Origin of the sequence: Streptomyces sp. NPDC050548, assembly GCF_044457385.1 — a bacterium.
Classification (GTDB): domain Bacteria; phylum Actinomycetota; class Actinomycetes; order Streptomycetales; family Streptomycetaceae; genus Streptomyces.
Map to the genome: position 1 here is coordinate 19281 of NZ_JBITGV010000026.1, position 22884 is coordinate 42164.

The following is a 22884-nucleotide window of genomic DNA, read 5'->3' on the forward strand; positions in this document are numbered from 1 at the left end:
CCGGGATCCGGTGAGGCCGGGTGGCGGTGGCGGGCCAGTGACGGCGGGCGATGCCGCGTGGGGGAGCCGTAGATGCGGAGGAACCCGTCGGAGCGGGGGACGGTCGCCGAGGGCCGCCCGGTCTCACCTTGCGCCCGGGGGCCTCAAGACCTTCAACTCCCGTGCCGGCCTTGGTCATTCACCCCGGTCGGGCCCCGGAGCGGGCTCCAGATCCGGCACCAGTTCATGGAACCGCCGCTCGACCGGCGAGAGATCGGTGCTGGCCAGGTCCTCCGGGCGGACCACTATGCGCAGTTCGGGGGTGAGCGCGGGGTAGCGGCGGCACGCGGCCATGAACGAGTCGACGATCAGGGCCACGAGCTGGCTGCGGTCGAGGTCGGCCACACGGGCCAGCCCGGAGCCGATGAGCGGGACGGCGACCGGTCTGAACAGGCCGTGCACGGCCACCGAGGCCCAGAGGTTGTCCAGTCCGGAGCGCAGATCCTCGTCACCGGACCGGGCCACCAGGTCGTTGCCGAGCCGCGAATAGGCGACCGCGAAGACCCGGCGCCCCTCGACGGGTACGGCGATGGTCGTACCCATCGGGTAACGGACCCGCCGGCCGCGCGGCTTGGCCCGTGCGCTCTCCGTGCCGACCGCCTTCACGGCGCGCAGCCCGGCCTTCAACTTCTCGTCCAGCAGGCGGCGTCGGCCGCCGAAGAGCCGGTCGACCAGCCGACTCTGCACGCTGTCGCGGCTGATGACGATGTCCTGGTCGGTCTCCGTGTCGAAGGTGTCGGTGAAGCCGACCACCAGATTGCAGTCCGTCTGCTCGAACAGATCGCCGCGGACGAGGACGACGTCCGCCCGCTGACCGGGCAACGGGACCCGGTGGCGCAGCAGTTCGGCGCCGTGCCGGGCGCGGAGCGCGGCCCGCAGGGTGTCCAGGGTGCGTACGGCGTCGAGGTCGTCGGGATGGTCGCGGACGATCAGTTCGGCGACCGGCAGTGCGAGGTCCGGGCGGCCCAAGTCGGCCTGGACGCGGACCAGTACACGGCGGGCGGAGTCCAGCAGGCCGGTGAGCCGGCGGATGAAGGGTTCGGCGAACGTCTCGCCGTTGACCTCGGCCAACGGCCGGCCGCGGATCAACCCCAGCGCCTCGTCGAGCTGATGGGCGGCGGTGGCGGGCGGGGCCAGCAGGGCGGTGCGGACGACCTCCGTGAACCGTGCGCTGTCCAGTTCCTCGGGCCGCAGCACCAGGCGGTAGGCGGTCTCCGGGCCGTGCACGGTGACCTGCTGCTCGGTGCGCAGCACGCGGGCGGCGGTGCCGTCCTGGCCGGGATCGAGCGCGCGCCGCAGCTCCAGGACGCGCTTCTGCACCTCGTTGCGGTTGCGCTGGTCCAGATGACGGGGCCCGTCCGCCAACCCCCATACGTCGCGCCGCAGTTGCCGTACCGGCACGGCCTCGCCCTCGGCGGCCACCAGGCGAACCAGCAGCCGGGTGGCCAGGGGTGTCAGCCGGACCGGGATCCCGTCGACGTCGAGCCGGACCGGCCCCAGCAGTCGCCCGGTCGCGGGAGGGCGCGGTCTGCCGGGAGTTGCGGGTGGTGGTGCGGCCCGCCGATCTGGAACGGATCGACATGCGGGAGGTGGCGGCCTTCTTGAGGGTGCTGGCATCGGGACTGGACCGCGTATGACAGAGAAAGGGGGGACGGACGCCTGAGCGTCCGTACCCCCCTTTCTCTCTGGTTCAGGCAAGCCTCCGATACGCGGAGAGATTCTGGAAGGGCCGGGTCTCGCGCCATTCCGGCCCGCTGTCGTCGAGTTGGCAGCCGGCCAGCCGCAGCCGCGCGGCGATCTTCGCGAGGGAGGACTCCGTGCCGTCGAACCGGATGACGTTGATGCCCGCGGTGTCGGCGACATGCCGTAGCCGGCCGACCTCGACGATGACGGTCCGCTCGGGGTAGGCCATCAGGACCATGCCCAGCTCGATCAGCACGTTCTGCCGTGGCTGGCCGGTGAGTTGGGTCTCGTCGTCGCGTTCGCGGTTGCCGAGCAGGTGCGGGTGGAGCTTGGCGACGTCGTCCGGGGTGAGCAGGACCAGGGCGGCCTGCGCCTGCGCCGGTGCGTTCATGACCACTTCGCCGAGGAAGGGCGCGGTCTTGCCGGTGGCCCGCACCAACTCCTCCCATTCCAGGGGCCGTAGGTCGAGCCGGCGCAGCAGCCCGAACATCGCCTGCCGCACCTCCTCGTCCCGGCCGTGCACGACGAAGACGCTGCGGCTGCGGTCGTGAACGGCCGGTTCCGGTGCCTGCCCGGCCGGTTGGTCGGAGGCCCCCTGGTCGGCGACCGAAGTCTCCGGCGCCGCGTGGTAGTTGTAGCCGAAGCCCCTGTTCTTCCCGCCGAGAATGACCTGGTTGTTGTCGCCGAACGTGTGGCTGTCGCTCATGGCTGATCCCCTCGGCTGCCGGACGAATCGGGGCCCTGTGGACGGTAGTTGTATCCGAAGTTCTCGTTGTGCCCGCCGAGGATCGCCTGAGCGTTGTCCCCGAAAAGGATGTTGGTCTGCGCGCGGTCGTGGTCGGCGAGATCCACGTCTTGCTCCTCCAGGAACTGGCGGATGATGTGCAGCAGTCGGCGCTCGACGATCTGCGAGTACTTCAGGGCGTCGGTCTTCTGGAAGAAGTGGTGGTAGGTGTCGCTGGTGGCCATCTCCCGGACGCTGGTCAGGGCGCCGCAGTCCACCGACTCGTTGGCGTAGCGGGCGAGCCGGAACTCGCTGGTGTCGACCGTCGCGCCCGCCGCCGTGAACTCGATGGTGGACCGCCCGCCCCGCCGGGGCCGCACCCACCGGCGCACCCGCCCCGGCAGGAACCGCTCGGGGAACAGCCGCAGCGGGGACAGTCCGAACGCCACGCACCAGCTCGGCACGGCCTTGACCATGTCCCACGCGACCCGCACCGCCAGCCGGCCGTCGAACGAGTCCGGCAGCTGGTCGACGAGGTGGAACTCCCTTACCAGCGGCCCGAGTACATAGGTGTAGAACTCGGTGTGCAGGGTGTCGCCCTTGAGGTCGAACCCGACGAAGATCGAGGTCACCAGCTCCTCGTTCCAGGAGCCGACGCGCACGCACAGATACTCACGGGCCGCGTCGTAGTCCTCCTGCCAGTGGATGTCCGGCAGATCGTCCATGCCGGGCAGCTGGGACCAACCGACGCCCAGCGTACGGTCGTTGGTGCGGATCGCCGTCGTGTAGCGGCGCTGCTCGACGGCCAGCCCCTCGATCCGTTCGTCCTGGCGGACCTCGTCGCGCAGTTCCGCGTTCATCCGGACGGCGACGTGCGAGGTGATTTTGCGGACGGTGAACGGCTTGACCGGTTTGCGTTCCACGTCGTCCAGGTCGGCCCCGGATCCCGTCCCGTCGAGGTCGAAGTCCTTGCGGGCGGCGAGGCGGTTCTTGGGCGCGCCCAGCAGGAGTTGGGCGTTCGCCCAGTCGCGCAGGGGCAGCCCGGCGCCGACGAAAGGCCGGAACCCGCCGTAGAAGACCAGGCCTTCGTGGCTGCCCTGCTCGGCGTCGATCTTGCCGACCAGGGCGGGGGTGAGCCTGCCGTTGGAGGGATAGGCGCCGTCGAAGCCGCCGGCGGGGCCGGTCTCCTTCAGGCGGGTCATCAGGATGTGCAGGGTGACGACCCGACGCAGATAGGCCGCGCCCCACAGCACCCAGAACAGGAGCGGCACGGCGACGAGGGGACCCAGCGCGCCGTCGCTCAACAGGATCAGCAGCAGGACCGCCGATCCGAGCCCAACTGCCCATTGGATACGGCGCAGTCGGCGCGCGGCGAGGGCGTGGGCGAGGACCGACACGGCGTCGTAGCCGTAGGACGGCGCGACCACTCTGAAGCGCCGCTTGAGCAGTTCGCGGATGACGTCCTTGCGGTAGCCGGGGTCGAGGTAGGTGCCCGCGGACAGCAGGCGGGTGGCCTCGGTCCGCGCGTACACGCGGGTGCCCTGCGGCGGCACCCCGGGCGGCGGTGGGACGGGCGGATAGCGGTGCGGTGCCTGTGTGCTCACGATGGTTCAGCGCTCCACTCGTGCGGGGTCGGTCAGCCGATCAGGGTTGCCGTGCCGTGGGTGATCACACCGTCGAGAACGGTGTAGGTGGCGTGGTACGAGTGCGAAGTACCGTCCGTCTGAAGGGCGTTGAGGACCAGCGTCACGACGGTCCCCTGCACGGACACCTGGCTGATGCTGTCGCGCTGGGTGGTGGCGTAGCCCGCGACGAACGCGTCGTAGTCGGGGTCGCCCAGGTTCTTGCCACCCAGGTCCCAAGCCGTCTGGTACTCACGGTTGTTGATCGCCGCGAAGTAGGCGGTGACGACGGTTTCCGGCCCGGCGGTCGGGGTGGCCTCGTCGGTCGGGGTGGGGGTAACGGTGTCGGTGTCGGTGTCGGTGTCGGTGTCGGTAGGCGTGGGGATGGAGGTCGGATCGGAGGCGCCGTAGGGGGTCGGTTCGACGGATGGGGTCTGGGTGTACGTGTATGCCGACGACGACGCGGTGGACGGACTCCAGGGCTGGGCGGCCTGCGCTCCTCCTCCCCCACCGGAATAGGCACCGTCGACCAGCCCCAGTAGCAGGACGATCACCAGGGGCACCCCGAGGACGGTGAGCCCCCAGGTACGGGCGGCTCCGGCGGGCGGTATCAGCCCACCGGCACGGTAGGAGGCCGGCGGATTCGGCACGGCGGGGGCGGCGGGGGCGAACGGCGGTGGTCCGAGGTCGTTCATGGGGCACTCCAACGGTCGCGACAGCGCGCCGACTTCGCGCCCCCGTCGCAGAAAGGCTGATTGACACCTTGCATGCCACCGCCGACACCGCTTCCGCCACCAGAACCGATCCGCTTCCGATCCACTTCCGGGGCGGGGCCCTCAGGAGTCGGAGCCGTTCCCTACCGGAAACGGTGGGCGGAGTGGGATCCTGCTTCATCCTGCGACGGAAGGGGCGGCACGTGGCAACGCGTCCGAAATTTGCTCCGAAGACTTTTTCCGAATACATAAGACGTGCGGCCACCAACGCTGGGTACGCCCTCAACTCCCCGTCGGGGAAAGGCAGGGCCGTGCTCGCCAAAGCAGCGGACATGCCGGAAAGGCGAGCTGACCGTGCAGCTTGCCGCGCAGCGGCTCGGTATCAAGTCCCCGAAGAACGTGGCGGCCTTCGAGACCCTCGTCACGGCACTGCGCAACGCCGAGAGGCGACGATGACCCGCTGAGGTCCCAGAGACGGCCCCAGCACAGCAAGAAGGCCCCTACCGGCGGACGAACCGCGGGTAGGGGCCTTGATCGTTGCGGCTTACTTCTTCTTGCCCTGGTTCTTGACCGCCTCGATCGCGGCCGCGGCCGCGGCCGGGTCCAGATACGTCCCCCCGGCCTTGACCGGCTTGAAGGACGCGTCCAGTTCGTAGGCCAGCGGGATGCCCGTCGGGATGTTCAGGCCCGCGATGTCGGCGTCGGAGATGCCGTCGAGGTGCTTGACCAGGGCGCGGAGCGAATTGCCGTGGGCGGCGACCAGGACCGTGCGGCCCGCGAGGAGGTCGGGGACGATGCCGTCGTACCAGTACGGGAGCATGCGGACGACGACGTCCTTCAGGCACTCCGTGCGGGGGCGCAGCTCCGGGGGGATGGAGGCGTAGCGCGGGTCGGCGGACTGGGAGAACTCCGTGCCGTCCTCAAGGGGCGGGGGCGGGGTGTCGTAGGAACGGCGCCAGAGCATGAACTGCTCCTCGCCGAACTCCGCGAGGGTCTGCGCCTTGTCCTTGCCCTGGAGGGCGCCGTAGTGGCGCTCGTTCAGGCGCCAGCTGCGGTGGACCGGGATCCAGTGGCGGTCGGCGGATTCGAGGGCGAGCTGCGCGGTGCGGATCGCGCGCTTCTGGAGGGACGTGTGGACCACGTCGGGGAGGAGGTCGGCGTCCTTCAGGAGTTCGCCACCGCGGACCGCCTCCTTCTCGCCCTTCTCGTTCAGGTTGACGTCCACCCAGCCGGTGAACAGGTTCTTCGCGTTCCACTCGCTCTCGCCGTGGCGGAGGAGGATCAGCTTGTACGGTGCGTCGGCCATGCCTCAGAGCGTAATCCACGCATTCGGGCCGGGGTCGGGTGCCTGCCTCCCGGTCCGACAGTTGACGGCTTCTGTTAATTGAGTGGTCCGTCGACCCTCCCCCTTCGTAAGTTGTGAGCGGCGCATGAGCCACTTACACATCTGTCCGACCGTGGGGGATCCGCCATGTCACTCGTCGCCCTGAGACGTGCCGCCCGGGAAACCGTCTCCGGGCTGCCCCGCGAGTTCTGGTGGCTGTGGACCAGCACCCTCGTCAACCGGCTCGGGGCGTTCGTCTCGACGTTCATGGCGCTGTATCTGACCCTCGACCGCGGTTACTCCGCCACCTACGCCGGTCTCGTCGCCTCGCTGCACGGGCTCGGCGGGGTCGTCTCGTCGATCGGCGCGGGCGTGATGACCGACCGGCTCGGACGGCGGCCCACCCTCCTCATCGCGCAGTCGTCCACCGCCGCCTCCGTGGCGCTGCTCGGCTTCATGCACGACCCCCTCGCCATCGCCGGTGTCGCCTTCCTCGTCGGGATGGCGAGCAACGCGTCCCGCCCGGCGGTGCAGGCGATGATGGCGGACATCGTGCGCCCCGAGGACCGCGTCCGCGCGTTCTCCCTCAACTACTGGGCGATCAACCTCGGTTTCGCGATCTCCTCCATGGCCGCCGGGTTCATCGCCGAGGTCAGCTACCGCGCCGGATTCCTGCTGGAAGCGGGGATGACGGCGGCCTGCGCGGTCGTCGTGTTCCTACGGCTGCCCGAGTCCCGGCCGAGCGTCGTGACCGGCGCCGACGGCAAGCGGCCCGCCGACGCGGTCGGCCTGCGGACCGTACTGCGCGACGGGCGGTTCATGAGCGTCGTAGGACTGTCCTTCCTCGTCGCGCTCGTCTTCCAGCAGGGCTCGGTGGGACTGCCGGTCGCGATGGGCGAGGCCGGGTTCACGCCCGCCGACTACGGCACCGCGATCGCCGTCAACGGCTTCCTCATCGTCGCCCTCCAGATCCCGGTCACCCGCCTCATCGAACACCGCGACGCCAGGCGCCTGTTGGTCGTCTCGTCCCTCCTCGCGGGCTACGGCTTCGGGCTCACCGCGTTCGCCGGCTCGGTCGGCGTCTTCGCCCTCACGGTGTGCGTGTGGACCCTCGGCGAGATGATCAACGCCCCGACCCAGACGGGCCTCGTGGTCCGCCTCTCCCCGGTCCAGGGACGCGGGCGCTACCAGGGCATGTACACCCTGTCGTGGTCCGTCGCCGCGCTCGTCGCTCCGCTGATGTCGGGCTTCGTCATCGACCGGTTCGGGGCGGAGTGGCTGTGGGGAGTGTGCGCGGTCGTGGGGACGGGGGCGGCCGTCGGGTACGGGGTGCTGATGCGGCGGCTTCCGGCGAACGGGACGGCAGCCCCCGAGTCCTCTGCCGCCGTGGCGGCACCGGAGGTCAGCGCGGCCTGACGGCAATGCGATGACACGGCCACGCCGTCACCTTCCCGACGATGACGTACCCGACGACGAGCCCCCTACCCGCACGTCTTCCGCGGGTAGGGGGCTCGTCGTCAGGACCGGCGATGGCCGCCGACAGGCACCGGTCAGTAGGCGACGTTCACGCCGACGCTGTGGGGGAGCGCCCCGAGGGTGCCGCCGAGGGTGCCCAGGACGGTTGCCTTGACCGAGTCGACCTCGGCGAGGAGGTCCGCACTGCTGAGGGTCGTCGAGCCGACGCTGACGCTGACCTGCGGGCTCACGCCGCCGGACACGGTGTCGAGCTCGGTGTCGGAGAGATCGAGGGTCTGAACCTGGGGAGCGGAGTTCATGGGGAAACTGCCCTTCGCGTGGTGGTCCACATGGGGATGCGGTCCCGCCGGGGGACAGGCTGCGGGCCGCGATGCGCAGGATCAAACCACGCGACGTGCGGGGCATCCAGTCCGAACCCGCTCCCCACAGGACAGTTGAACCCGGCGGCGACCCAACCGTGTGAGTGTGCACACGAGTTGGGTCCGGGTTCTCTACACGCGGCGGCGCACAGCGGGCTGACAGGCAGTACGGCGGCCGGTTCGAACCGGACAACTCGGCCCCAACGGGCCCCGCCCGCCCCGCGGTTGCGCACGCCCTGTGCAGATTCGGTCATGGATGGCGTCACGGATGGCGTCACGGATGCATCCGCGCCCCTTTCACCACCTTGTCCACCCCGTTCCGCGGCCCGTACACCGCCAGCCCCACCACATCCAGCTCGGCCGTGGGCACGGCCCGTACCGCCGCCCGGTTGTCTCGGTCGTTGCCCGTGGCGAACAGGTCGGACGTGAAGACCGCGCGCGGCAGGGCCCGGGACAGGACCCGGCCGTGGGCCGCCACCAGGACCTCCTTCGTGGCCTCGAAGACCATCACCGGCTGCCGGAACATCGGCAGATACGCCGCCCCGTCCGCGTCCTCGTACGGCTCCCCGATCACCTCGGGGATCTGTGTGCCCAGGCCGCTGACCAGGAAGGACGTGACGTTCAGCCGCTGCCAGGGCTCAAGGTCCGCGCGCAGCAGGACGGCGATCTTGGTGTCGAAGCGCACCGGTTCACTGTTCATACGTCGAGACTGCCGACCGCCCCGCGCCCCCGTCTTGTACGTTCTTTGCATGGCCCCGCAGCAGGAGGTCTCCGCCTGGCGGCCCCGCATCCCCGGTGTCGTCGAGGTCTTCCACGCCCACTTCACCGAGTACGCCTACCCGATGCACGTGCACGACGCGTGGACGCTGCTGATCGTGGACGACGGCGCCGTACGGTACGACCTCGACCGGCACGAGCACGGCACTCCGCACGACACGGTGTCGCTGCTGCCGCCGCACGTCCCGCACAACGGCTCCCCCGCCACCCCGCACGGCTTCCGCAAGCGCGTCCTCTATCTCGACGACACCCACCTCCCGGACGGTCTCATCGGGTCCGCCGTCGACCGGCCCGATCTCCGTGATCCCCAACTACGGCTGCGCGTCGGCCAGTTGCATGCCGCACTCGACCACCCCGGGGACGAACTGGAGGCCGCGAGCCGCCTCACCCTCATCGCCGAACGACTGCACGCCCATCTACGGCCGCGGCCGTCCTCCCCCACCCCCGCCGAGGACCCCGCCCTCGCCCGTACCCTCCGCGAACTCCTCGACGAACGCGTCACCGAGGGCATCGCGCTCGACGAGGCCGCACGGCTCGTGCACGCCCATCCTGCCCATCTGGTACGGGCGTTCAGCGGCGCGTACGGCATCGCACCGCACCAGTACCTGATGTCCCGCCGCGTCGACCGCGCCCGCCGGCTGCTCCTCGACGGCCGCCCGCCGGGCGAGGTCGCGGCGGCCACCGGCTTCTACGACCAGTCCCATCTCACCCGCCATTTCCGGAAGTTGGTGGGGGTCACGCCGGGGCGATATTCGCGCGACAGCCGTCGACGCCGTGGCTAGATTCCCCGCATGGACTGGCACGAGTGGCACGACTCCTACAACTCCCCCGATTCCTACCTGAGTCGACGCCTGGCCCTCGTCCAGGAACGCCTACGACTCGCCCTCGACACCGCTCCGCCCGGACCGCTCACCGCGATCAGCCTCTGCGCCGGACAGGGCCGTGACCTGATCGGCGTACTGGCCGACCATCCGCGCGGGGCCGAAGTCCGCGCCCGGCTGGTCGAGTTGGACGAACGCAACGTCGCCCATGCGGCCGCGAGCGCCCATGCCGCCGGCCTCCCCGGGGTCGAAGCCGTCGCCGGGGACGCCTCGTCGACGGACCAGTACGCCGACCTCGCACCCGCCGACCTCGTCCTCGCCTGCGGCGTCCTCGGCAACATCACCGACGCCGACGTGGAACGCCTCCTCGACCACTGCACGGCGTTGTGCCGGACGGGCGGCACGCTCGTCTGGACCCGCAGCCGCGACATGGCCACCGACCTCGTCCCGCAGGTCTGCGCCTGGCTGGAGGAACGCGACTTCGAGCGGCTGTGGGTCTCCGACCCCTCGATCCCCCAGGCCGTCGGCGCCCATCGCTTCACCGGCTCGCAGCGCCAACTGCCGCCCGGCACCCGCATGTTCGACTTCATCGGCTACGACGTCCTCCGGTGCACCTGAGTCACAGCTCCCGCTGCGCCTCGTACAGGTTCCGCGGCCGTACGGCGTCCGTCGTGCCGTACAGCTCCAGGCGGGAGTTGAGGTCGCCGGTGAAGTCGGGGACGTCGGTCTGGTCGAACTCGGTGACCGTGTTCAGGCCCACCGTGGCGCTGTACGGCGCCAGTCGGTCGATCTTCATCAGGCCGGCGCGGCCGTTGGTGACGCGGATGTTCCAGTGGGTGAAGCGGGCGCCGAAGAGCGGTCCCGCGTTCGCGTCGCCGCCGTGGCGGCCGTTGTTGTTCACCGTGTTGTCGGTGCGGACATCGGCGAAGGGCAGGCCGCGGTGGCTGTCGAAGGTGCCCATGCGCATGTCACCGCGCGACCAGACGTGGTAGGAGGACAGGCCCTCCACGTTGATGCCGTGGAGCTGGGTGCTGGGCGGTGCCGGGACCGTCCGGTCCTCGATCGTGAAGTCCTCGATGAGGTTGTCGTGCGAGCCCTCGCGGCAGAAGTAGGGGTGGTGGGAGCCGCGGCCCGCCACCGTCGTACCGCGCAGGGTGCACGCCGAGGCCGCCACCAGGCCGAAGCCGTTGTCGACATGACGGACTGTCACGTCGTCCAGCCAACAGTCGTAGGCGCATTGGAGGACGACACCGTTGTAGCCCTTGTCGAGGAGGTGCGGCTGTTGCGGGGTCTCGACCGCCTCCAGCGTCAGACCCTCCACCCCCGATCCCGTCAACTCCTCTACATGTGTGGTGAATTGAGGGTTCCACTCGGGGCGGATGTCCAGGGGCAGCGGGCGCTCCAGCGTGACGTTCCGGCCGTGGACGTGGGCGACGCGGACGGGCCATTCGTAGGGGACGTACGACAGGAGCTTCGTCTTGTCGTCCCAGTAGTACGCCTCGGGGCCGGGGCCGCCGCCCGACATGTGCTGGAGGAGGGTGTGGGCGGGGTCGTCGGCGAGGCGGAGCAACACCAGGGTGCCGGGCCTGAGTTGTGAGGGGTCCGCGACCCGTACCGTCCACGCGCCCCGCCTCGCCGGTTCGACCGTCGTCAACTGCCGCCATTCGTCACGCCTGTTGCCGGTCCAGCCCTCGAAGGGCCAGGCCTTCGCCCTGATCGCGGCGACCAGTGAGTCCCAACGGGCCGTCGGGGCAAGGGGAGGCTTGGGTCCCGAGGCCGCCCGCCCAGGACCAGGCCGACTTGTCGCCGCCGTAGCGGGAGCCGTAGACGCCGATCAGTTCGGTCAGACTGCGGGTCGCGCAGAGCTTCGTACGGTCGCTGCCCGCACCCCTGACCACGACGTTCGAGTGGCCGACGCGGATCACGTCGTCGATGCGGAAGGTGCCGGACGGGATGTGGACCGTGCCACCGCCGGCCTGGCCGGCAGCGGCGATGGCACGGTTGATCGCGGGGGCGGAGTCGGTGGTGCCGTCCGCGACGGCGCCGTAGCGGAGGACGTCGAAGACCCGGGGGTGGCGGGGGTGGCGCCGCGCGCCCGCCCTGCCGATGTACGGGATCTGCGGGTGGGTGAAGGGGGTGCGGGTGAACTCCCGCCAGAGGGAAGGGACTTCACCGCCGGATGTGGTTCTCGGGAGGGGAACCGCAGCGGCCAGCGCGCCGCCGAGCAGGGTTCGTCTGGTGAGGGGGATGTGGCTCATGTACGTACGTCCTCCCATGCGGCTCTTCATGGATGTGAACGACGTTCAGATTTGCGTCAGCGGTGAGCATGCCACGAGGGAAGGAACCAGCAGAAGGGGAGGAACGCGGTCAGTCAGCGGTCAGTTGGTCGGTCGCTTGGTCAGATGCGTGAACGCGTCCAGGTTCCGCGTCGACTCCCCGCGCGACACCCGCCACGCGTACTCCTTGCGGATCGCGGAGGAGAAGCCCAGTTCCAGGAGGGTGTTGAAGCTGCCGTCGGCGGCCTCCAGGACCTGGCCGAGGAGGCGGTCGATCTCGGCCTCGGTGACGGCGGAGAGGGGGAGGCGGCCGGTGACGTAGACGTCGCCGAGCTGATCGACGGCGTAACTCACGCCGTACAGCTTGAGGTTGCGCTCCAGGAGCCAGCGGTGGACGCCGGTCTCGTTCTCGTCGGGGTGGCGGATGACGAAGGCGTTGAGCGAGAGGGAGTGGCGGCCGACGAGGAGGGAGACGGTCGTCGACAGCTTGCGGGTGCCCGGGAGTTGGACCACGAACGTGCCCGACTCCGGGCTCTCCCAGTCGAGTTCGGCGCCCTTGAGGAAACCCTCGATGACCTGCGCCGCCCGGTCCTGGTCCGCTTTCTCACCCATGGTGCGAGCGTACGTGACGGCGGTGGGCCTGGGCCGCGGCCGCGTAGACGTCGGCCGTGGCGGCGGCCGCCGTGTCCCAGCCGAAGCACTCGGCGTGCTGTGCGGCGGCCTCGCCCATGCGGGGCGCGAGGTGCGGGTCGTCGGCGAGGGTGCGCAGGACGCGGGCGTAGGCGGCGGGATCGTGGCCCTGGACGAGGAAGCCGGTCTCGCCGTCGCGCACGGCGACCGGGAGGCCGCCGACCGCGGCCGCGAGCACCGGTGTACCGGCCGCCTGCGCCTCTATGGCGACCAGCCCGAAGGACTCGCTGTACGACGGCATGACCAGCACGGACGCGGCCCGGAACCAGTCCGCGAGCTGTTCCTGCCCGACCGGCGGCCGGAACCGTACGACGTCCGCGATGCCCAGCCGCGCGGCCAGCTTCTGCAGCCCCTCGGGCTTGGCGAGACCGCTGCCGCTGGGGCCGCCGACGACCGGGACGACGATGTTCGAGCGCAGTTCGGGCCGCTCGTCGAGCAGCACGGCGACCGCGCGCAGGAGCACGTCCGGCGCCTTGAGGGGCTGGATGCGCCCGGCGAAGAGCGGGATCAGGGCGTCCTGGGGCAGGCCGAGGCGGGCCCGGGCCGCCGCACGGCCGTCCGCCGGCCGGAAGCGTTCGAGGTTCACGCCCGGGTGGACCACGGCGACCTTGGCGGGGTCGGCCGCGTAGTGCCGTACGAGTTCGTCGGCCTCCTCCGCCGTGTTGGCGATGAGGCGGTCGGCGGCGGAGACGATCTGGGTCTCGCCGATGACGCGGGCGGCCGGTTCGGGGGTGTCGCCGTCGGCCAGGTTGGCGTTCTTGACCTTTGCCATGGTGTGCATCGCGTGCACGAGGGGGACGCCCCAGCGCTGGGCGGCGAGCCAGCCGACGTGGCCGGAGAGCCAGTAGTGCGAGTGGACGAGGTCGTAGTAGCCGGGGCGGTGACCGGCCCACGCCTGCATCACTCCGTGCGTGAACGCGCAGAGCTGGGCGGGCAGTTCCTCCTTGGCGAGACCTTCGTACGGCCCCGCGTCGACATGCCGGACGAGGACGCCCGGTGCCAGTTCGACGGTCGGAGGGAGGACCGCGGTGGTCGCGCGCGTGAAGATCTCCACCTCGATATTGATCGCGGCGAGGCGCTGCGCGAGCTCCACGATGTAGACGTTCATGCCGCCCGCGTCGCCCGTGCCGGGCTGGTGCAGCGGCGAGGTGTGCACGGAGAGCATGGCGACCCGGCGGGGTTTGCGGTGCAGCCGCAACCGGGCGGACGAGGCCGGGGAACGCCGCCCGAGCCTGCTGCCGTACTGGCTCACGTGGCGTTCCTCCTCGCTGCGGGCATGCCTGAGGGAGGGCGTGCGGTTCCCTCCAAGGGGGTGCAACGCCAGGGGGCGGGATTCTCATTCCGGCGCATGGGGATTTTACCTGGACATTACTGATTGTCGCTCAACCGTTCGATCCGCTGCTGCGTGCGCAGTTGGTGCGCCGCACCGCGGTCGGGCATGCCCATGACCATCGCTTGACCAGTCGCAGGGCTGCCGCCGACCACCCCTTCACCACGTCTTGACCGGCGGCGATACAACCTTTGACAGCGGGGCCACAGGGCTTGTAGACGTGTCGGGCGCTCGGACTCTACGACGTGGTCCCGGGCCCTTCGACCTAAGGACAAGCGTGTCCCTCTCCCCCCGCGCCGCCAGGGCGGCCCGTGTCATAGGCACCTCGACCGCCGCGGCCGCGCTCTCCCTCGCCGCCGCCCACACCGCGCTCGCCTGCACCATCGGCGACTTCACCGCGGTCCCGCTCTGCGACGCCCAGGGCAACGGCGTCATCCGCGTCACGGACAAGGACGCGAGCGGGACTCCGGCCACGATCGGCCTGTACCTCCAACTGACCATGGCCGATTCGCATGAGGAGCGGCTGGTCGACACCGAGACCATCGCCCACCCGACCGCCGAGGGCGTCAGCGTCGACCTCAAGCCCCTGGACTGGTACGCCGGTGAAACCTTCCGGGTCCACGTCAAGGCGGGCGACCAGGTCGACGACGACATCACACCGATGGTGGTCATCCCGGATGTGACGTGCGGCGCGTCGGCGTCCGCCTCCGCCTCGGCGTCCGCGCAGCCCTCGACGTCACCGGAGCCGTCCTCCAGCCCCTCCGCGTCCTCCCCCTCCTCCACGGAGAGCAGCAGCCCCGTGCCCGCGGCGAGCAACGCCCCGTCACCGGCGGGCGGCGGCACACACCTCGCCGAGACCGGGGCCGGCAACGGGACCACCGCAATCGCGGGCACCGCGGCCGCCCTGGTCGCGGCCGGCGGCGGCATCGTCGTCGCACTGCGCCGCAGGGCGGGCCGCGGCTCGCGCTGATCCGACCCGGGGGGCGGCGGACGGGTGCCGTCGGCACATCGGCACCGCGATCCGCCGGCCCGTGGGCGTCACGATCGCCCTGCCCCCGCTCCGGCTCTGCGGCCCGCCACGACCGCGCCCGCCTACCCTCGTACGTATGACAGCCCGCGCAGCCGCCCGCCCCGTAGGAACAGTGACGCGCGGGACGACCAACCCCAACCGGCTGCGCCGTATGGACCGCTGGATCGTGGCGACGCACGGCGCCGAGCTGCGGCGGGCCGGCGATCCGCTCGCCGTCGACCTCGGGTACGGCGCCGCGCCCTGGACCGCCGTAGAACTGCTCGCGCGCCTCCGTACCGTCGCCCCGTACGCGCGCGTGGTCGGTGTCGAGATCGAACCGGCGCGGGTCGCGGCGGCCCTGCCGTACGAGCGTGAGGGGCTGGTGTTCCGGCACGGCGGGTTCGAGATCCCCGTGCCGCAACGACCGGCGCTGATCCGCGCGGCGAACGTCCTGCGGCAGTACGACGAGGCGCAGGTCGCCGAGGTGTGGGCGCGGCTGTGCGGGCGGCTCGCGCCGGCGGGCTGGGGCTCCCGGGGCGGGCTGCTGGTCGAGGGGACCTGTGACGAGATCGGGCGGCGGCACGTGTGGGTCGCGCTCGGGCCCGAGGGGCCGCGGACGGTCACCTTCGCGGCGCGGCTCGGTTCCCTGGAGCGGCCGTCCGACCTCGCCGAACGCCTCCCCAAGGCCCTCATCCACCGCAATGTGCCCGGCGAACCGGTGCACGCCTTCCTCCGCGACTTCGACCGCGCCTGGGCCGCCGCGGCGCCCTACGCCTCCTACGGCGCCCGTCAGCGCTGGATCCGCGCGGTGCGGGACCTCACCGCCGGCTGGCCGGTGGTGGACGGTCCGGTGCGGTGGCGGCAGGGCGAAGTGACCGTGGAATGGGGGGCCTTGGCCCCGGTGGGGTGAACGGGCGGCCGGCGAGGGAACGATCTCCGCCGGCCGTTCGTCACATGGGCGGGGAAAACGCCGTGACAGGTCATGACCTGGAAGGAAAGGGAAGAAGCACGGGAAGAAGTACGGGAAGTGCTACCTCTGTCGTTTTCTGTGTGGACATGGCACGATCCCCCAGGCGTCCGTAAGTTACTGACGGTCAATCAGATACGGGATGTGGGGGCAGGGGTATGGGAGCGGGCAGGCGAGCCCTGATCACGACGGCCGTCACGGTCGTCTGCGCGGTCACCGTGCTGGCGGCACCCGGCATCGCCTTCGCGAGCCCGTCGCCCACGCCGACTCCCTCGTCTTCGTCGACCACGTCGCCAACCCCCGTGACGAACAAGGACCTTGAGGCCGTACGCGCGAAGCTCGACGACCTCTATCACGACGCCGCCGTCGCCACCGACGCCTACAACGCGGCCGAGGAGCAGGCGCAGAAGCAGTCCGCGCAGATCGTCGAGCTGGCCAAGAAGATCGTCAAGGGCCAGGAGAAACTGGACGAGTTGAAGGACCGCGCCGGTGCCGCGGCCCGCTCCCAGTACCGCACGGGCGGACTCCCGGACGAGGCGCAACTGCTCCTGAGCGACAACCCGCAGGCGTTTCTGGACGGTGCCGGGCGGATACTCCAGGGCCAGCGTGCCACCAAGGGCCTGATCGCCGAACTGACCCGTACCCAGGACGACTTGAAGCAGTACACCGCCGACGCCTCCACCCAGTGGCAGCAGCTGGAGAAGAACCGCCAGGCCAAGGCCGCGGCCAAGAAGACGATCACCACCCAGATCGCGGCGGCCGAGAAGCTGGAGTCCCAGCTGGAGAAGAAGGAGAAGGAGCGCCTGGCCGAGCTGGAGCGGCAGGCCGCGCTGAAGGCGCAGACCGACTGGCTCGACTCCGGTGTCCTCAAGGACATCGGCGGCAAGGCGTCCGCCGAGGGCAAAGCGGCGGTGGCGTACGCGACGGCCCAGCTCGGCAAGCCGTACGAGTGGGGCGCCGAGGGCCCGAAGTCGTACGACTGCTCGGGGCTGACCTCACAGGCCTGGGCGAGCGCCGGCGACCCGATCCCGCGCACCTCGCAGGAGCAGTGGAAGCAGCTGCCGCACGTGGACGTCAAGGACATGCGCCCCGGTGACCTGATCATCTACTTCGACGACGCCAGCCATGTCGCGATGTACATCGGCGACGGCGCGATCATCCACGCCCCGCGGCCGGGGCGTACGGTGACGATCGCGGGGGCCGGTTCGATGCCGATATTGGGTGTTGTGCGACCGGATGCGTGATGTGACCGGCTCGTAGCCGCGGTGGCGATCGGTGACCCGAGCCACGTGACGCAGCACACGCATCACCCGCCCCAAACCCCGGTACGGCGTGACCTTCGTCATCCCGGCCCCACCGCCGTCCTGCCCAACTGCGGTACAGAACACGGCATATGACTGTGGCCGCCTGCCGGGCGACCTGCCTCACACCATTCCTTTCCGGCGCCCACTACCGCTATGGTCCCGGTCGGTGGGTCGAGGTCCCTCGCCCCGCCGCGCCCTCGGGGGGAGGGAAGGAACAGGACGATGCCCGCACCCATACCGCGGCAGAGAGCGATCCCGGCCGCGGAAAGTGGTCAGGCGCCGGCCGCGCCCACGATCGGCGACACCTCTGGGGACGTCTCTGGAGACGTTTCCGTAGACGCCTCGGGAGACACCTCCGGGGCCACGCCCGGACACGCGTCCGGCGAGCCGTCCGAGAGCGCGTCCGACGGCGCTTCCGGCGTCGTGGAAGCTCCGCGCCCGCAGGACACCGTGGACGCCGGCACAGTCACCGGCGCCGACGCCAAGACCGCCGCCCACTCCAACGGCACGGCCGACGCCGCGCACCGCGCCGCCCACGGCACCCACGCCGGTCCCGGCGGCCCGGGCGGTCCCGGCGGCCCGGGCGGTCCCGGCGGTCATCTCACCCTGCTGATGATCGAGGACGACCCCGGCGGCTCGCCGATCGTGCCCGAGCTGGTCGATCCGACCGGCAAGCCGATCCGGGTCCGCACCGCCCGCAACCTCACCGAGGCCGAGCGGCTGCTCACCGACGACGTCCACTGCATCCTGCTCGACCTCGCGCTGCCCGCCCCCGGCCGGGCCGCGGACGGCGCCGACGACGAGCTGGCCGTACTCAGGCACGTACTGAGGACCGCGCCCCACCACGCCGTCCTCGCCCTCACCGCGTCCGGCGACACCGAGCGCGGCGCCGAGGCGGTCCGGGTGGGCGCCCAGGACTATCTCTTCCGGGACGAGCTGGACGGCCGGCTGCTGAGCCGCGCGATCCGGTACGCGGTGGAGCGGAAACGTTCCGACAGGGCCGAGCGCAAGCTCACCGAGTCCAAGCTGCGTGCCCAGGAGAACGCCCGCCTCGAACGCGGCCTGCTGCCCACGCCCCTCCTCGACGGCTCCCCGCTGCACTTCGCCGCCCGCTACCGCCCCGGCCGCTCCCGCGCGCTGCTCGGCGGCGACTTCTACGACACCGTGCGCACCCCCGACGGCACTGTGCACGCGATGATCGGCGACGTCTGCGGCCACGGCCCCGACGAGGCCGCGCTCGGCGTGGAACTGCGCATCGCCTGGCGGGCGCTGACCCTGGCGGGCCTGTGCGGCGACGAGCTGCTCGGCACGCTCCAGCAGGTCCTGGAGCACGAGCGCGCCGACGACGAGATCTTCGCGACGCTCTGCACGGTCGACATCGCCCCCGACGGCCGTCGCGCGGGCCTGTGCCTGGCCGGCCACCCGTCCCCGCTGCTTGCCTGCCCCGGCCGCCCGGCCGAGCTTCTCCCCTACGACAACAACGGCCCCGCCCTCGGCCTGCTCCCCGGTGCCCGCTGGCCGCGGATGCAGGTGGAACTGGGCGCGGAGTGGAGCCTGATGCTCTACACGGACGGCCTGATCGAGGGCCGGATCGGCGAGGGCCGCCGCGAACGGCTCGGCCAGGACGGCATGGTGGCGATGGTCCGCCGCCAGCTCGCGGAGGGGCTGCGGGGCGAGGAACTGCTGCGGGCCGCGGTGAACGAGGTCCGCGACCTCAACGGCAGCGAGCTGACGGACGACGTGGCGGTGGTACTGCTGGACCGGGCGCCGTAACGCCGGCTATCTCGTCGTAGCTCCGGCTACCCGGTCGTAGGACGTCAGCGTCCGCCGTTGTACGGGCCGTAGGGGCCGTCGCTGCTGGAGCCGCCTCTGCGGCTGCGGCCGCCGCCGGGGAGGCCGCGGAGGGCCGGGCGGACGTCGACCATGTACACGATCGTCGCGACGAGGCCGATGATCGGCAGGAACGACAGGATGTTGAAGATCAGGTTCACCACGAAGGCGAGCCCGAGAATGATCAGCCAGAACGGCTTGGTCTTCTTGTCCGCCGCGCGATAGGCGTCCTCGCGGCGCGTCGCGGCGTCGAGGAGCGCGAAGCCGCTGAACACGATCAGGGCGGTGCTCAACAGCCACATGAACCCACTGAAGCCCTGCATCAGCACTACGTCCACCACCAGACTCGGCTAGTCATTACGCGGTCACCGTACCCGCAACCGGATTGCCGCTGAAGACAGAACGGGTCGGGCACCCGTCGAGTGCCCGACCCGTCACCGATCACCCGTTCGTGTCACTTCGCGGGCGGCGTGGTCTTCTTCGCGGTGGTCTTGCGGGCCGGAGCCTTCTTGGCGGCGGGCTTCTTCGCCGGGGCGGCGGCGGTCGGGGCCGGGGCGGGGGCCGGAGCGGGCTCCTCGGCCTTGACGACGACCGGCTCGGGGTCGGGCTCGACCGCGACGGCCAGCTCCTCGATCTCGTCGGCGGCCTCGCCGCGCCAGGTCTTCACGGCCTGCTCGCCGTGCTCGGCGACCTTCTCGTACGCCTCACGGGCCTTGACCGCGTACTCGGCGGCGACGCCGACCCCGCGCAGCGCGAGGTCCTGGGCGGACTCGCCGAACTTCTTCAGGTCGGCGTCGAGCGTGGTGCCGAGCTTCTTGAGGTCGCCGTCGAGGCTGGTGAGGAACTCGTTGACCTTGGTCTGGAGGGTCTCCTGCGCCTCCTTGGCCTTGGCACTGGCCTCCTTGGCGCGGGCGGCGGCCTTCTCCTGCACGGCCTTCGGGTCGGTGCCGCGCACGGCGTCGATCCGCGCCGGGGCCTCGGCACGCAGCTGCTCGACCAGGCCGGGGACCTTCTTGGCCTGCTGGAGGGCGAGGTCGGCGGTGCCGGCGGCGAAGTAGAGGGGGGTGGGGTCGCTCAGGGTCTTGCGGAGGTCATCGGTGATGGCCATGGTGATGGTCCTTCCCGGTTGCTATCAGCTGAGGGTTTGTGTTGCTTCCGCGCTCGGCGGACGGGCCGTGTCGTCGTCAACGGGTTGTGTCGTCGTCACCCGGCCGTCTGCTCCCGCGGGTCGGCGTCGCCGCCGTCGGCACCGTCGCTCACGCCGGGACCGCTCTCCACGCCCTCGTCCCCGTCGGCGATCTCGAACCCGTTCTCCTTGCGGAAGGACTCGTAGATCTGAAGCAGTACCTGCTTCTGCCGTTCGGTGAGCGTGGGATCGGCGAGGATGACCGCACGTGTCTCGACCTCGTCCCGGTCCCGCTCGGCGTCGAGGATGCCGGCCCGCACGTACAGCGTCTCGGCGGAGATCCGCAGCGCCTTGGCGACCTGCTGCAACACCTCCGCGCTCGGCTTGCGCAGCCCGCGCTCGATCTGGCTCAGATACGGATTGGACACCCCGGCGGCATCGGCGAGCTGCCGCAGGGACAGCTGCGCGGTGCGCCGCTGTTCCCGCAGATACTCACCAAGATTGCCGACGTTGAGCGTTGCCATGACTCCACCTTGCACCACTCCTGCTAACTATTGCAAGCACCTGCTTGCAAAAGTGCGCCACGCCACTCACCTGGCCGCCTCGGCCGCCATGGTCACGATGCGATGCAGCAACGGGACCGGGATCGACGGGTTGGTGACCGCCTCCGAGGCTGTGGTGCGGTCGTGCAGGAGGCCGGCGAGGACGTGGGACGGCAGGTGCGGGTTGCGTATCGCGGTCGTGCGGACGTAGCTCTCCGGGTCGTTCAGGAGCCGTACCGCGTCGGCCGGTGACAGGCGGGGGTCCTGAGCGGCGCGGCGGCGGACCTCGGCGTCGGGGTCGCGGGCGAGACGCGCGACGTCGGCGGGCGTGGACTCCGGATCGTCCAGGGCCAGGCGGCGCATCCGTCCGACGGGGTCGCCGGCGTAGTGCAGCAGGCCCGTGCGGGGGAAGTTGGGGTGGTTTCGGGGGCGGCCCGGGTGGCTGAAGCTGCCGTCCCACCAGCGCCAGACCTCCAGCAGCATCTCGGCCGGCGCGTCGTCGCACGACTCGGCGAGGAACAGGCGGACCGCCCGGTCCTCGTCCCTGGCCAGCCGCTCCACCACGTCCGGTGGGAGGTGCCGGGCACGGGCCACGCTGCGGCGGACGAGCGGATGGGACGACACGGCCAGGCGGCGCATCGCGTCGCTGTCGCCGTGCAGGTTCCGGACCCAGGGCAGAGGGTCAGGCCTCGACATCGACGCCGGGTCGAAGTCGTGGCGCACCGCGGCGCGCTGCTCCTCGGTGAGGTCGGCTCGCCGTGCCACCGTCGAGCGGATGTCGTCGTCGGGGTCCTGCGCCAGGACGGCGACAGCACTGGCCCCGAGCCGCGGGTTGGCGGCCAGCCCCCCGCGTGTGTCCGCGTCTGTGTCCCGGACCAGTTCCGCCTCCAACTCGGGCGCGAGACGGCACTGTTCGAGCGCTCGCCGGGGCGCGGGCAGCGCGGCGAAGACCTCGCGGGGCATGGGGACGCCGGTGTGGTGGGCGAGCAGCGCCGCCGTTCGCACCGCGTCGTCGGTGTCGGCCAGCAGCCGCTCCCGCAGCGGCGCGGCGAGGTCCTCCCACCGGGCGCAGGCGCTCGCCCGCACCCGCGGATCGGCGTCGGCGGCGAGGGGCGGAAGGTGACGGGCGGGGAGTCCGGGGAGTTCGGCGGCCTGGGCGCGGGACGGGCCGGCGAGGAGGTCGTCGTAGAGGTCCTCGGGGAGTTCGAGACCCCAGGCGCGGGCACACTCGGCCCAGTGCACGCGCCGGCTCGGGGACGGTTCGGCGCGGATCAGGCGTGTCCACTGGTCGGACGTGAGCTTGGGCCGGAAGGTGTCGGCGGGTGTCGACCGTACCTGCCGATCGGGGTGAGCGACGGCGGCGTCGAGGACGGCGGGCCGGTCGCATCCGTGCAGGAAGCCCGGCGTCACGTCCAGCAGCCGGATCAGCAGTTCGTCCGGTGCGGCCGGATTGGATCCGATCCCCTCCGCCCAGTGCAGGGGCCAGGCAGGCCGGCCGGGGACCGCCGCCCACACCTCGGCACGCTCGGCCTCCGTCTCACGCCCGGCGGCCACCGCCATCTCCTCCAGCCGCTCCGGCAGCCGGTCGAGGGCCGTCACCCTGGGCCTGTCCGCCGGCCGGTCGAGGGCCGCCACCCCAGCCCCATCCGCCAACCGGTCAAGGGCCGCCACCCCAGCCCCGTCCGCCGACCCGCCCAAGGCCGCCACCCCAGACCCATCCACCGACCCGTCCAAGGCCGCCACCCCAGACCCATCCGCCAACCCGTCCAAGGCCGCCACCCCAGACCCGCCCGCGCCGGGCACCGGCACCGGCACCGGCACCGGCACCGGCAGCGCTGCCAGAAGCACCTGCCCGTCGAGGGAGAGCGCCACGAAGCCGGGGTCGCCGGTCAGTTCCGGGACACCGGCGCCCGTGTGCCGGACTTGGGTCCAGCAGGCGTCGTTGCCGCCGATGCGGTGCCCGAGGACGGCCACCAGGAACTCGCCGTCGGCATCCGCGAGGCGGCGCCACCACTCGGCGTCGAGCGCTTCGCGGGCCGCGCCGTCCGGCGCCGCGATACCCCGCGCGATGCGCCAGCCGGCCTCCGGCGGGAACAGGCTGCCCGGGCGCACGTCCTCGACGACCGTGAGCCCGGCGCGCACGAGCAGTTCGTGGAGTTTCTCTTGGCGCTGCACGCGGTCATGATCCCCGCCGGGTCGTGGTGGGGCAAGGCACTCCGGCCGCACGGAACCGACCCCTGGGGGCGCCAACTATCGTTCCCTGTAAGGAGGT

20 protein-coding genes and 1 pseudogene are annotated in these 22884 nt (G+C 71.3%); 7 read left to right on the forward strand and 14 right to left on the reverse strand.

What is annotated here, in order from left to right:
* Positions 1 to 174 precede the first annotated feature (174 nt).
* The 5 genes from ACIBJH_RS43465 to ACIBJH_RS43485 form a co-directional block, all read right to left on the reverse strand.
* Entirely contained in the window at positions 175 to 1461 is a 1287-nt protein-coding gene (locus tag ACIBJH_RS43465) for a macro domain-containing protein (protein WP_399122496.1), read from the reverse strand.
* 268 nt (positions 1462 to 1729) lie between these two features.
* Complete coding sequence (locus ACIBJH_RS43470) at positions 1730 to 2428, reverse strand: TIR domain-containing protein (protein ID WP_399122497.1); 699 nt, start codon at positions 2426 to 2428, stop codon at positions 1730 to 1732.
* Positions 2425 to 4050, reverse strand: coding sequence for a hypothetical protein (locus ACIBJH_RS43475; protein WP_399122498.1), 1626 nt, complete (start codon positions 4048 to 4050; stop codon positions 2425 to 2427). The genes ACIBJH_RS43470 and ACIBJH_RS43475 overlap by 4 nt, the downstream gene beginning before the upstream one ends.
* A gap of 32 nt (positions 4051 to 4082) precedes the next feature.
* Entirely contained in the window at positions 4083 to 4763 is a 681-nt protein-coding gene (locus tag ACIBJH_RS43480) for a hypothetical protein (protein WP_399122499.1), read from the reverse strand.
* A gap of 562 nt (positions 4764 to 5325) precedes the next feature.
* Positions 5326 to 6087: a phosphoglyceromutase gene (locus ACIBJH_RS43485; RefSeq protein WP_399122500.1), complete on the reverse strand. Its 762-nt coding sequence runs from the start codon at positions 6085 to 6087 to the stop codon at positions 5326 to 5328.
* Between the two features lie 165 nt (positions 6088 to 6252).
* On the opposite strand from ACIBJH_RS43485, the gene ACIBJH_RS43490 reads away from it, so the two are divergent.
* On the forward strand, positions 6253 to 7521 hold the full coding sequence (locus ACIBJH_RS43490; protein WP_399122501.1) for an MDR family MFS transporter: 1269 nt from the start codon (positions 6253 to 6255) through the stop codon (positions 7519 to 7521).
* A gap of 134 nt (positions 7522 to 7655) precedes the next feature.
* Here the strand turns inward: ACIBJH_RS43490 and ACIBJH_RS43495 are convergent, their stop codons facing one another.
* Together ACIBJH_RS43495 and ACIBJH_RS43500 are read right to left on the reverse strand one after the other, a co-directional pair.
* Positions 7656 to 7880: a hypothetical protein gene (locus ACIBJH_RS43495; protein WP_399122502.1), complete on the reverse strand. Its 225-nt coding sequence runs from the start codon at positions 7878 to 7880 to the stop codon at positions 7656 to 7658.
* Positions 7881 to 8214: 334 nt separating this feature from the next.
* On the reverse strand, positions 8215 to 8691 hold the full coding sequence (locus ACIBJH_RS43500) for a DUF2000 family protein (protein WP_399122503.1): 477 nt from the start codon (positions 8689 to 8691) through the stop codon (positions 8215 to 8217).
* Here ACIBJH_RS43500 and ACIBJH_RS43505 point away from each other — a divergent pair.
* Both ACIBJH_RS43505 and ACIBJH_RS43510 read left to right on the forward strand, forming a co-directional pair.
* Entirely contained in the window at positions 8690 to 9499 is an 810-nt protein-coding gene (locus tag ACIBJH_RS43505; RefSeq protein ID WP_399122504.1) for an AraC family transcriptional regulator, read from the forward strand. The two genes, ACIBJH_RS43500 and ACIBJH_RS43505, sit on opposite strands and share 2 nt — an antisense overlap.
* A 9-nt stretch (positions 9500 to 9508) precedes the next feature.
* Positions 9509 to 10156, forward strand: coding sequence for a methyltransferase domain-containing protein (locus ACIBJH_RS43510; RefSeq protein ID WP_399122506.1), 648 nt, complete (start codon positions 9509 to 9511; stop codon positions 10154 to 10156).
* Position 10157: 1 nt separating this feature from the next.
* Here ACIBJH_RS43510 and ACIBJH_RS43515 read toward each other — a convergent pair.
* The 3 genes and pseudogenes from ACIBJH_RS43515 to mshA all read right to left on the reverse strand — a co-directional run bounded on the left by ACIBJH_RS43515 (position 10158) and on the right by mshA (position 13756).
* Positions 10158 to 11796 (reverse strand): annotated as a pseudogene (locus ACIBJH_RS43515) (glycosyl hydrolase family 28-related protein).
* A 120-nt stretch (positions 11797 to 11916) separates the two neighbouring features.
* Positions 11917 to 12426 (reverse strand): YbjN domain-containing protein, encoded by a 510-nt coding sequence (locus ACIBJH_RS43520; RefSeq protein ID WP_399122507.1) that lies wholly within the window; start codon positions 12424 to 12426, stop codon positions 11917 to 11919.
* Positions 12419 to 13756 (reverse strand): D-inositol-3-phosphate glycosyltransferase, encoded by a 1338-nt coding sequence (mshA, locus tag ACIBJH_RS43525; RefSeq protein ID WP_399122508.1) that lies wholly within the window; start codon positions 13754 to 13756, stop codon positions 12419 to 12421. Before mshA ends, ACIBJH_RS43520 begins: the two co-directional genes overlap by 8 nt.
* A 355-nt stretch (positions 13757 to 14111) precedes the next feature.
* Here mshA and ACIBJH_RS43530 point away from each other — a divergent pair, with 355 nt between their 5' ends.
* The 4 genes from ACIBJH_RS43530 to ACIBJH_RS43545 all read left to right on the forward strand — a co-directional run bounded on the left by ACIBJH_RS43530 (position 14112) and on the right by ACIBJH_RS43545 (position 18887).
* A complete protein-coding gene (locus ACIBJH_RS43530; protein WP_399122509.1) occupies positions 14112 to 14804 on the forward strand; it encodes an LAETG motif-containing sortase-dependent surface protein in 693 nt (230 codons plus the stop codon).
* Between the two features lie 136 nt (positions 14805 to 14940).
* The gene (locus tag ACIBJH_RS43535; RefSeq protein ID WP_399122510.1) at positions 14941 to 15753 is read left to right on the forward strand and encodes a class I SAM-dependent methyltransferase; all 813 of its coding nucleotides are present in this window, start codon (positions 14941 to 14943) and stop codon (positions 15751 to 15753) included.
* A gap of 215 nt (positions 15754 to 15968) precedes the next feature.
* Complete coding sequence (locus tag ACIBJH_RS43540; RefSeq protein ID WP_399122511.1) at positions 15969 to 17054, forward strand: NlpC/P60 family protein; 1086 nt, start codon at positions 15969 to 15971, stop codon at positions 17052 to 17054.
* Between the two features lie 282 nt (positions 17055 to 17336).
* Entirely contained in the window at positions 17337 to 18887 is a 1551-nt protein-coding gene (locus tag ACIBJH_RS43545; protein ID WP_399122513.1) for a PP2C family protein-serine/threonine phosphatase, read from the forward strand.
* Positions 18888 to 18931: 44 nt separating this feature from the next.
* On the opposite strand, the gene ACIBJH_RS43550 is transcribed toward ACIBJH_RS43545, so the two are convergent.
* From ACIBJH_RS43550 to ACIBJH_RS43565, 4 genes are all read right to left on the reverse strand, one after another.
* Complete coding sequence (locus tag ACIBJH_RS43550) at positions 18932 to 19267, reverse strand: DUF2516 family protein (RefSeq protein WP_399122615.1); 336 nt, start codon at positions 19265 to 19267, stop codon at positions 18932 to 18934.
* A 131-nt stretch (positions 19268 to 19398) separates the two neighbouring features.
* Complete coding sequence (locus tag ACIBJH_RS43555; protein WP_399122514.1) at positions 19399 to 20052, reverse strand: hypothetical protein; 654 nt, start codon at positions 20050 to 20052, stop codon at positions 19399 to 19401.
* A gap of 95 nt (positions 20053 to 20147) precedes the next feature.
* Complete coding sequence (locus ACIBJH_RS43560) at positions 20148 to 20594, reverse strand: helix-turn-helix domain-containing protein (protein ID WP_399122515.1); 447 nt, start codon at positions 20592 to 20594, stop codon at positions 20148 to 20150.
* Between the two features lie 66 nt (positions 20595 to 20660).
* Complete coding sequence (locus ACIBJH_RS43565; protein ID WP_399122516.1) at positions 20661 to 22787, reverse strand: hypothetical protein; 2127 nt, start codon at positions 22785 to 22787, stop codon at positions 20661 to 20663.
* Positions 22788 to 22884: the final 97 nt, after the last annotated feature.

What these genes read in the sequence shown, in the direction of transcription:
- ACIBJH_RS43470 (WP_399122497.1), bottom strand. Translation starts at nt 2,428, where the DNA reads ATGAGCGACAGCCACACGTTCGGCGACAACAACCAGGTCATTCTCGGC.
- ACIBJH_RS43480 (WP_399122499.1), bottom strand. Translation starts at nt 4,763, where the DNA reads ATGAACGACCTCGGACCACCGCCGTTCGCCCCCGCCGCCCCCGCCGTG.
- ACIBJH_RS43485 (WP_399122500.1), bottom strand. Translation starts at nt 6,087, where the DNA reads ATGGCCGACGCACCGTACAAGCTGATCCTCCTCCGCCACGGCGAGAGC.
- ACIBJH_RS43490 (WP_399122501.1), top strand. Translation starts at nt 6,253, where the DNA reads ATGTCACTCGTCGCCCTGAGACGTGCCGCCCGGGAAACCGTCTCCGGG.
- ACIBJH_RS43495 (WP_399122502.1), bottom strand. Translation starts at nt 7,880, where the DNA reads ATGAACTCCGCTCCCCAGGTTCAGACCCTCGATCTCTCCGACACCGAG.
- ACIBJH_RS43505 (WP_399122504.1), top strand. Translation starts at nt 8,690, where the DNA reads ATGGCCCCGCAGCAGGAGGTCTCCGCCTGGCGGCCCCGCATCCCCGGT.
- ACIBJH_RS43500 (WP_399122503.1), bottom strand. Translation starts at nt 8,691, where the DNA reads ATGCAAAGAACGTACAAGACGGGGGCGCGGGGCGGTCGGCAGTCTCGA.
- ACIBJH_RS43510 (WP_399122506.1), top strand. Translation starts at nt 9,509, where the DNA reads ATGGACTGGCACGAGTGGCACGACTCCTACAACTCCCCCGATTCCTAC.
- ACIBJH_RS43520 (WP_399122507.1), bottom strand. Translation starts at nt 12,426, where the DNA reads ATGGGTGAGAAAGCGGACCAGGACCGGGCGGCGCAGGTCATCGAGGGT.
- ACIBJH_RS43535 (WP_399122510.1), top strand. Translation starts at nt 14,941, where the DNA reads ATGACAGCCCGCGCAGCCGCCCGCCCCGTAGGAACAGTGACGCGCGGG.
- ACIBJH_RS43540 (WP_399122511.1), top strand. Translation starts at nt 15,969, where the DNA reads ATGGGAGCGGGCAGGCGAGCCCTGATCACGACGGCCGTCACGGTCGTC.
- ACIBJH_RS43545 (WP_399122513.1), top strand. Translation starts at nt 17,337, where the DNA reads ATGCCCGCACCCATACCGCGGCAGAGAGCGATCCCGGCCGCGGAAAGT.
- ACIBJH_RS43550 (WP_399122615.1), bottom strand. Translation starts at nt 19,267, where the DNA reads ATGCAGGGCTTCAGTGGGTTCATGTGGCTGTTGAGCACCGCCCTGATC.
- ACIBJH_RS43555 (WP_399122514.1), bottom strand. Translation starts at nt 20,052, where the DNA reads ATGGCCATCACCGATGACCTCCGCAAGACCCTGAGCGACCCCACCCCC.
- ACIBJH_RS43560 (WP_399122515.1), bottom strand. Translation starts at nt 20,594, where the DNA reads ATGGCAACGCTCAACGTCGGCAATCTTGGTGAGTATCTGCGGGAACAG.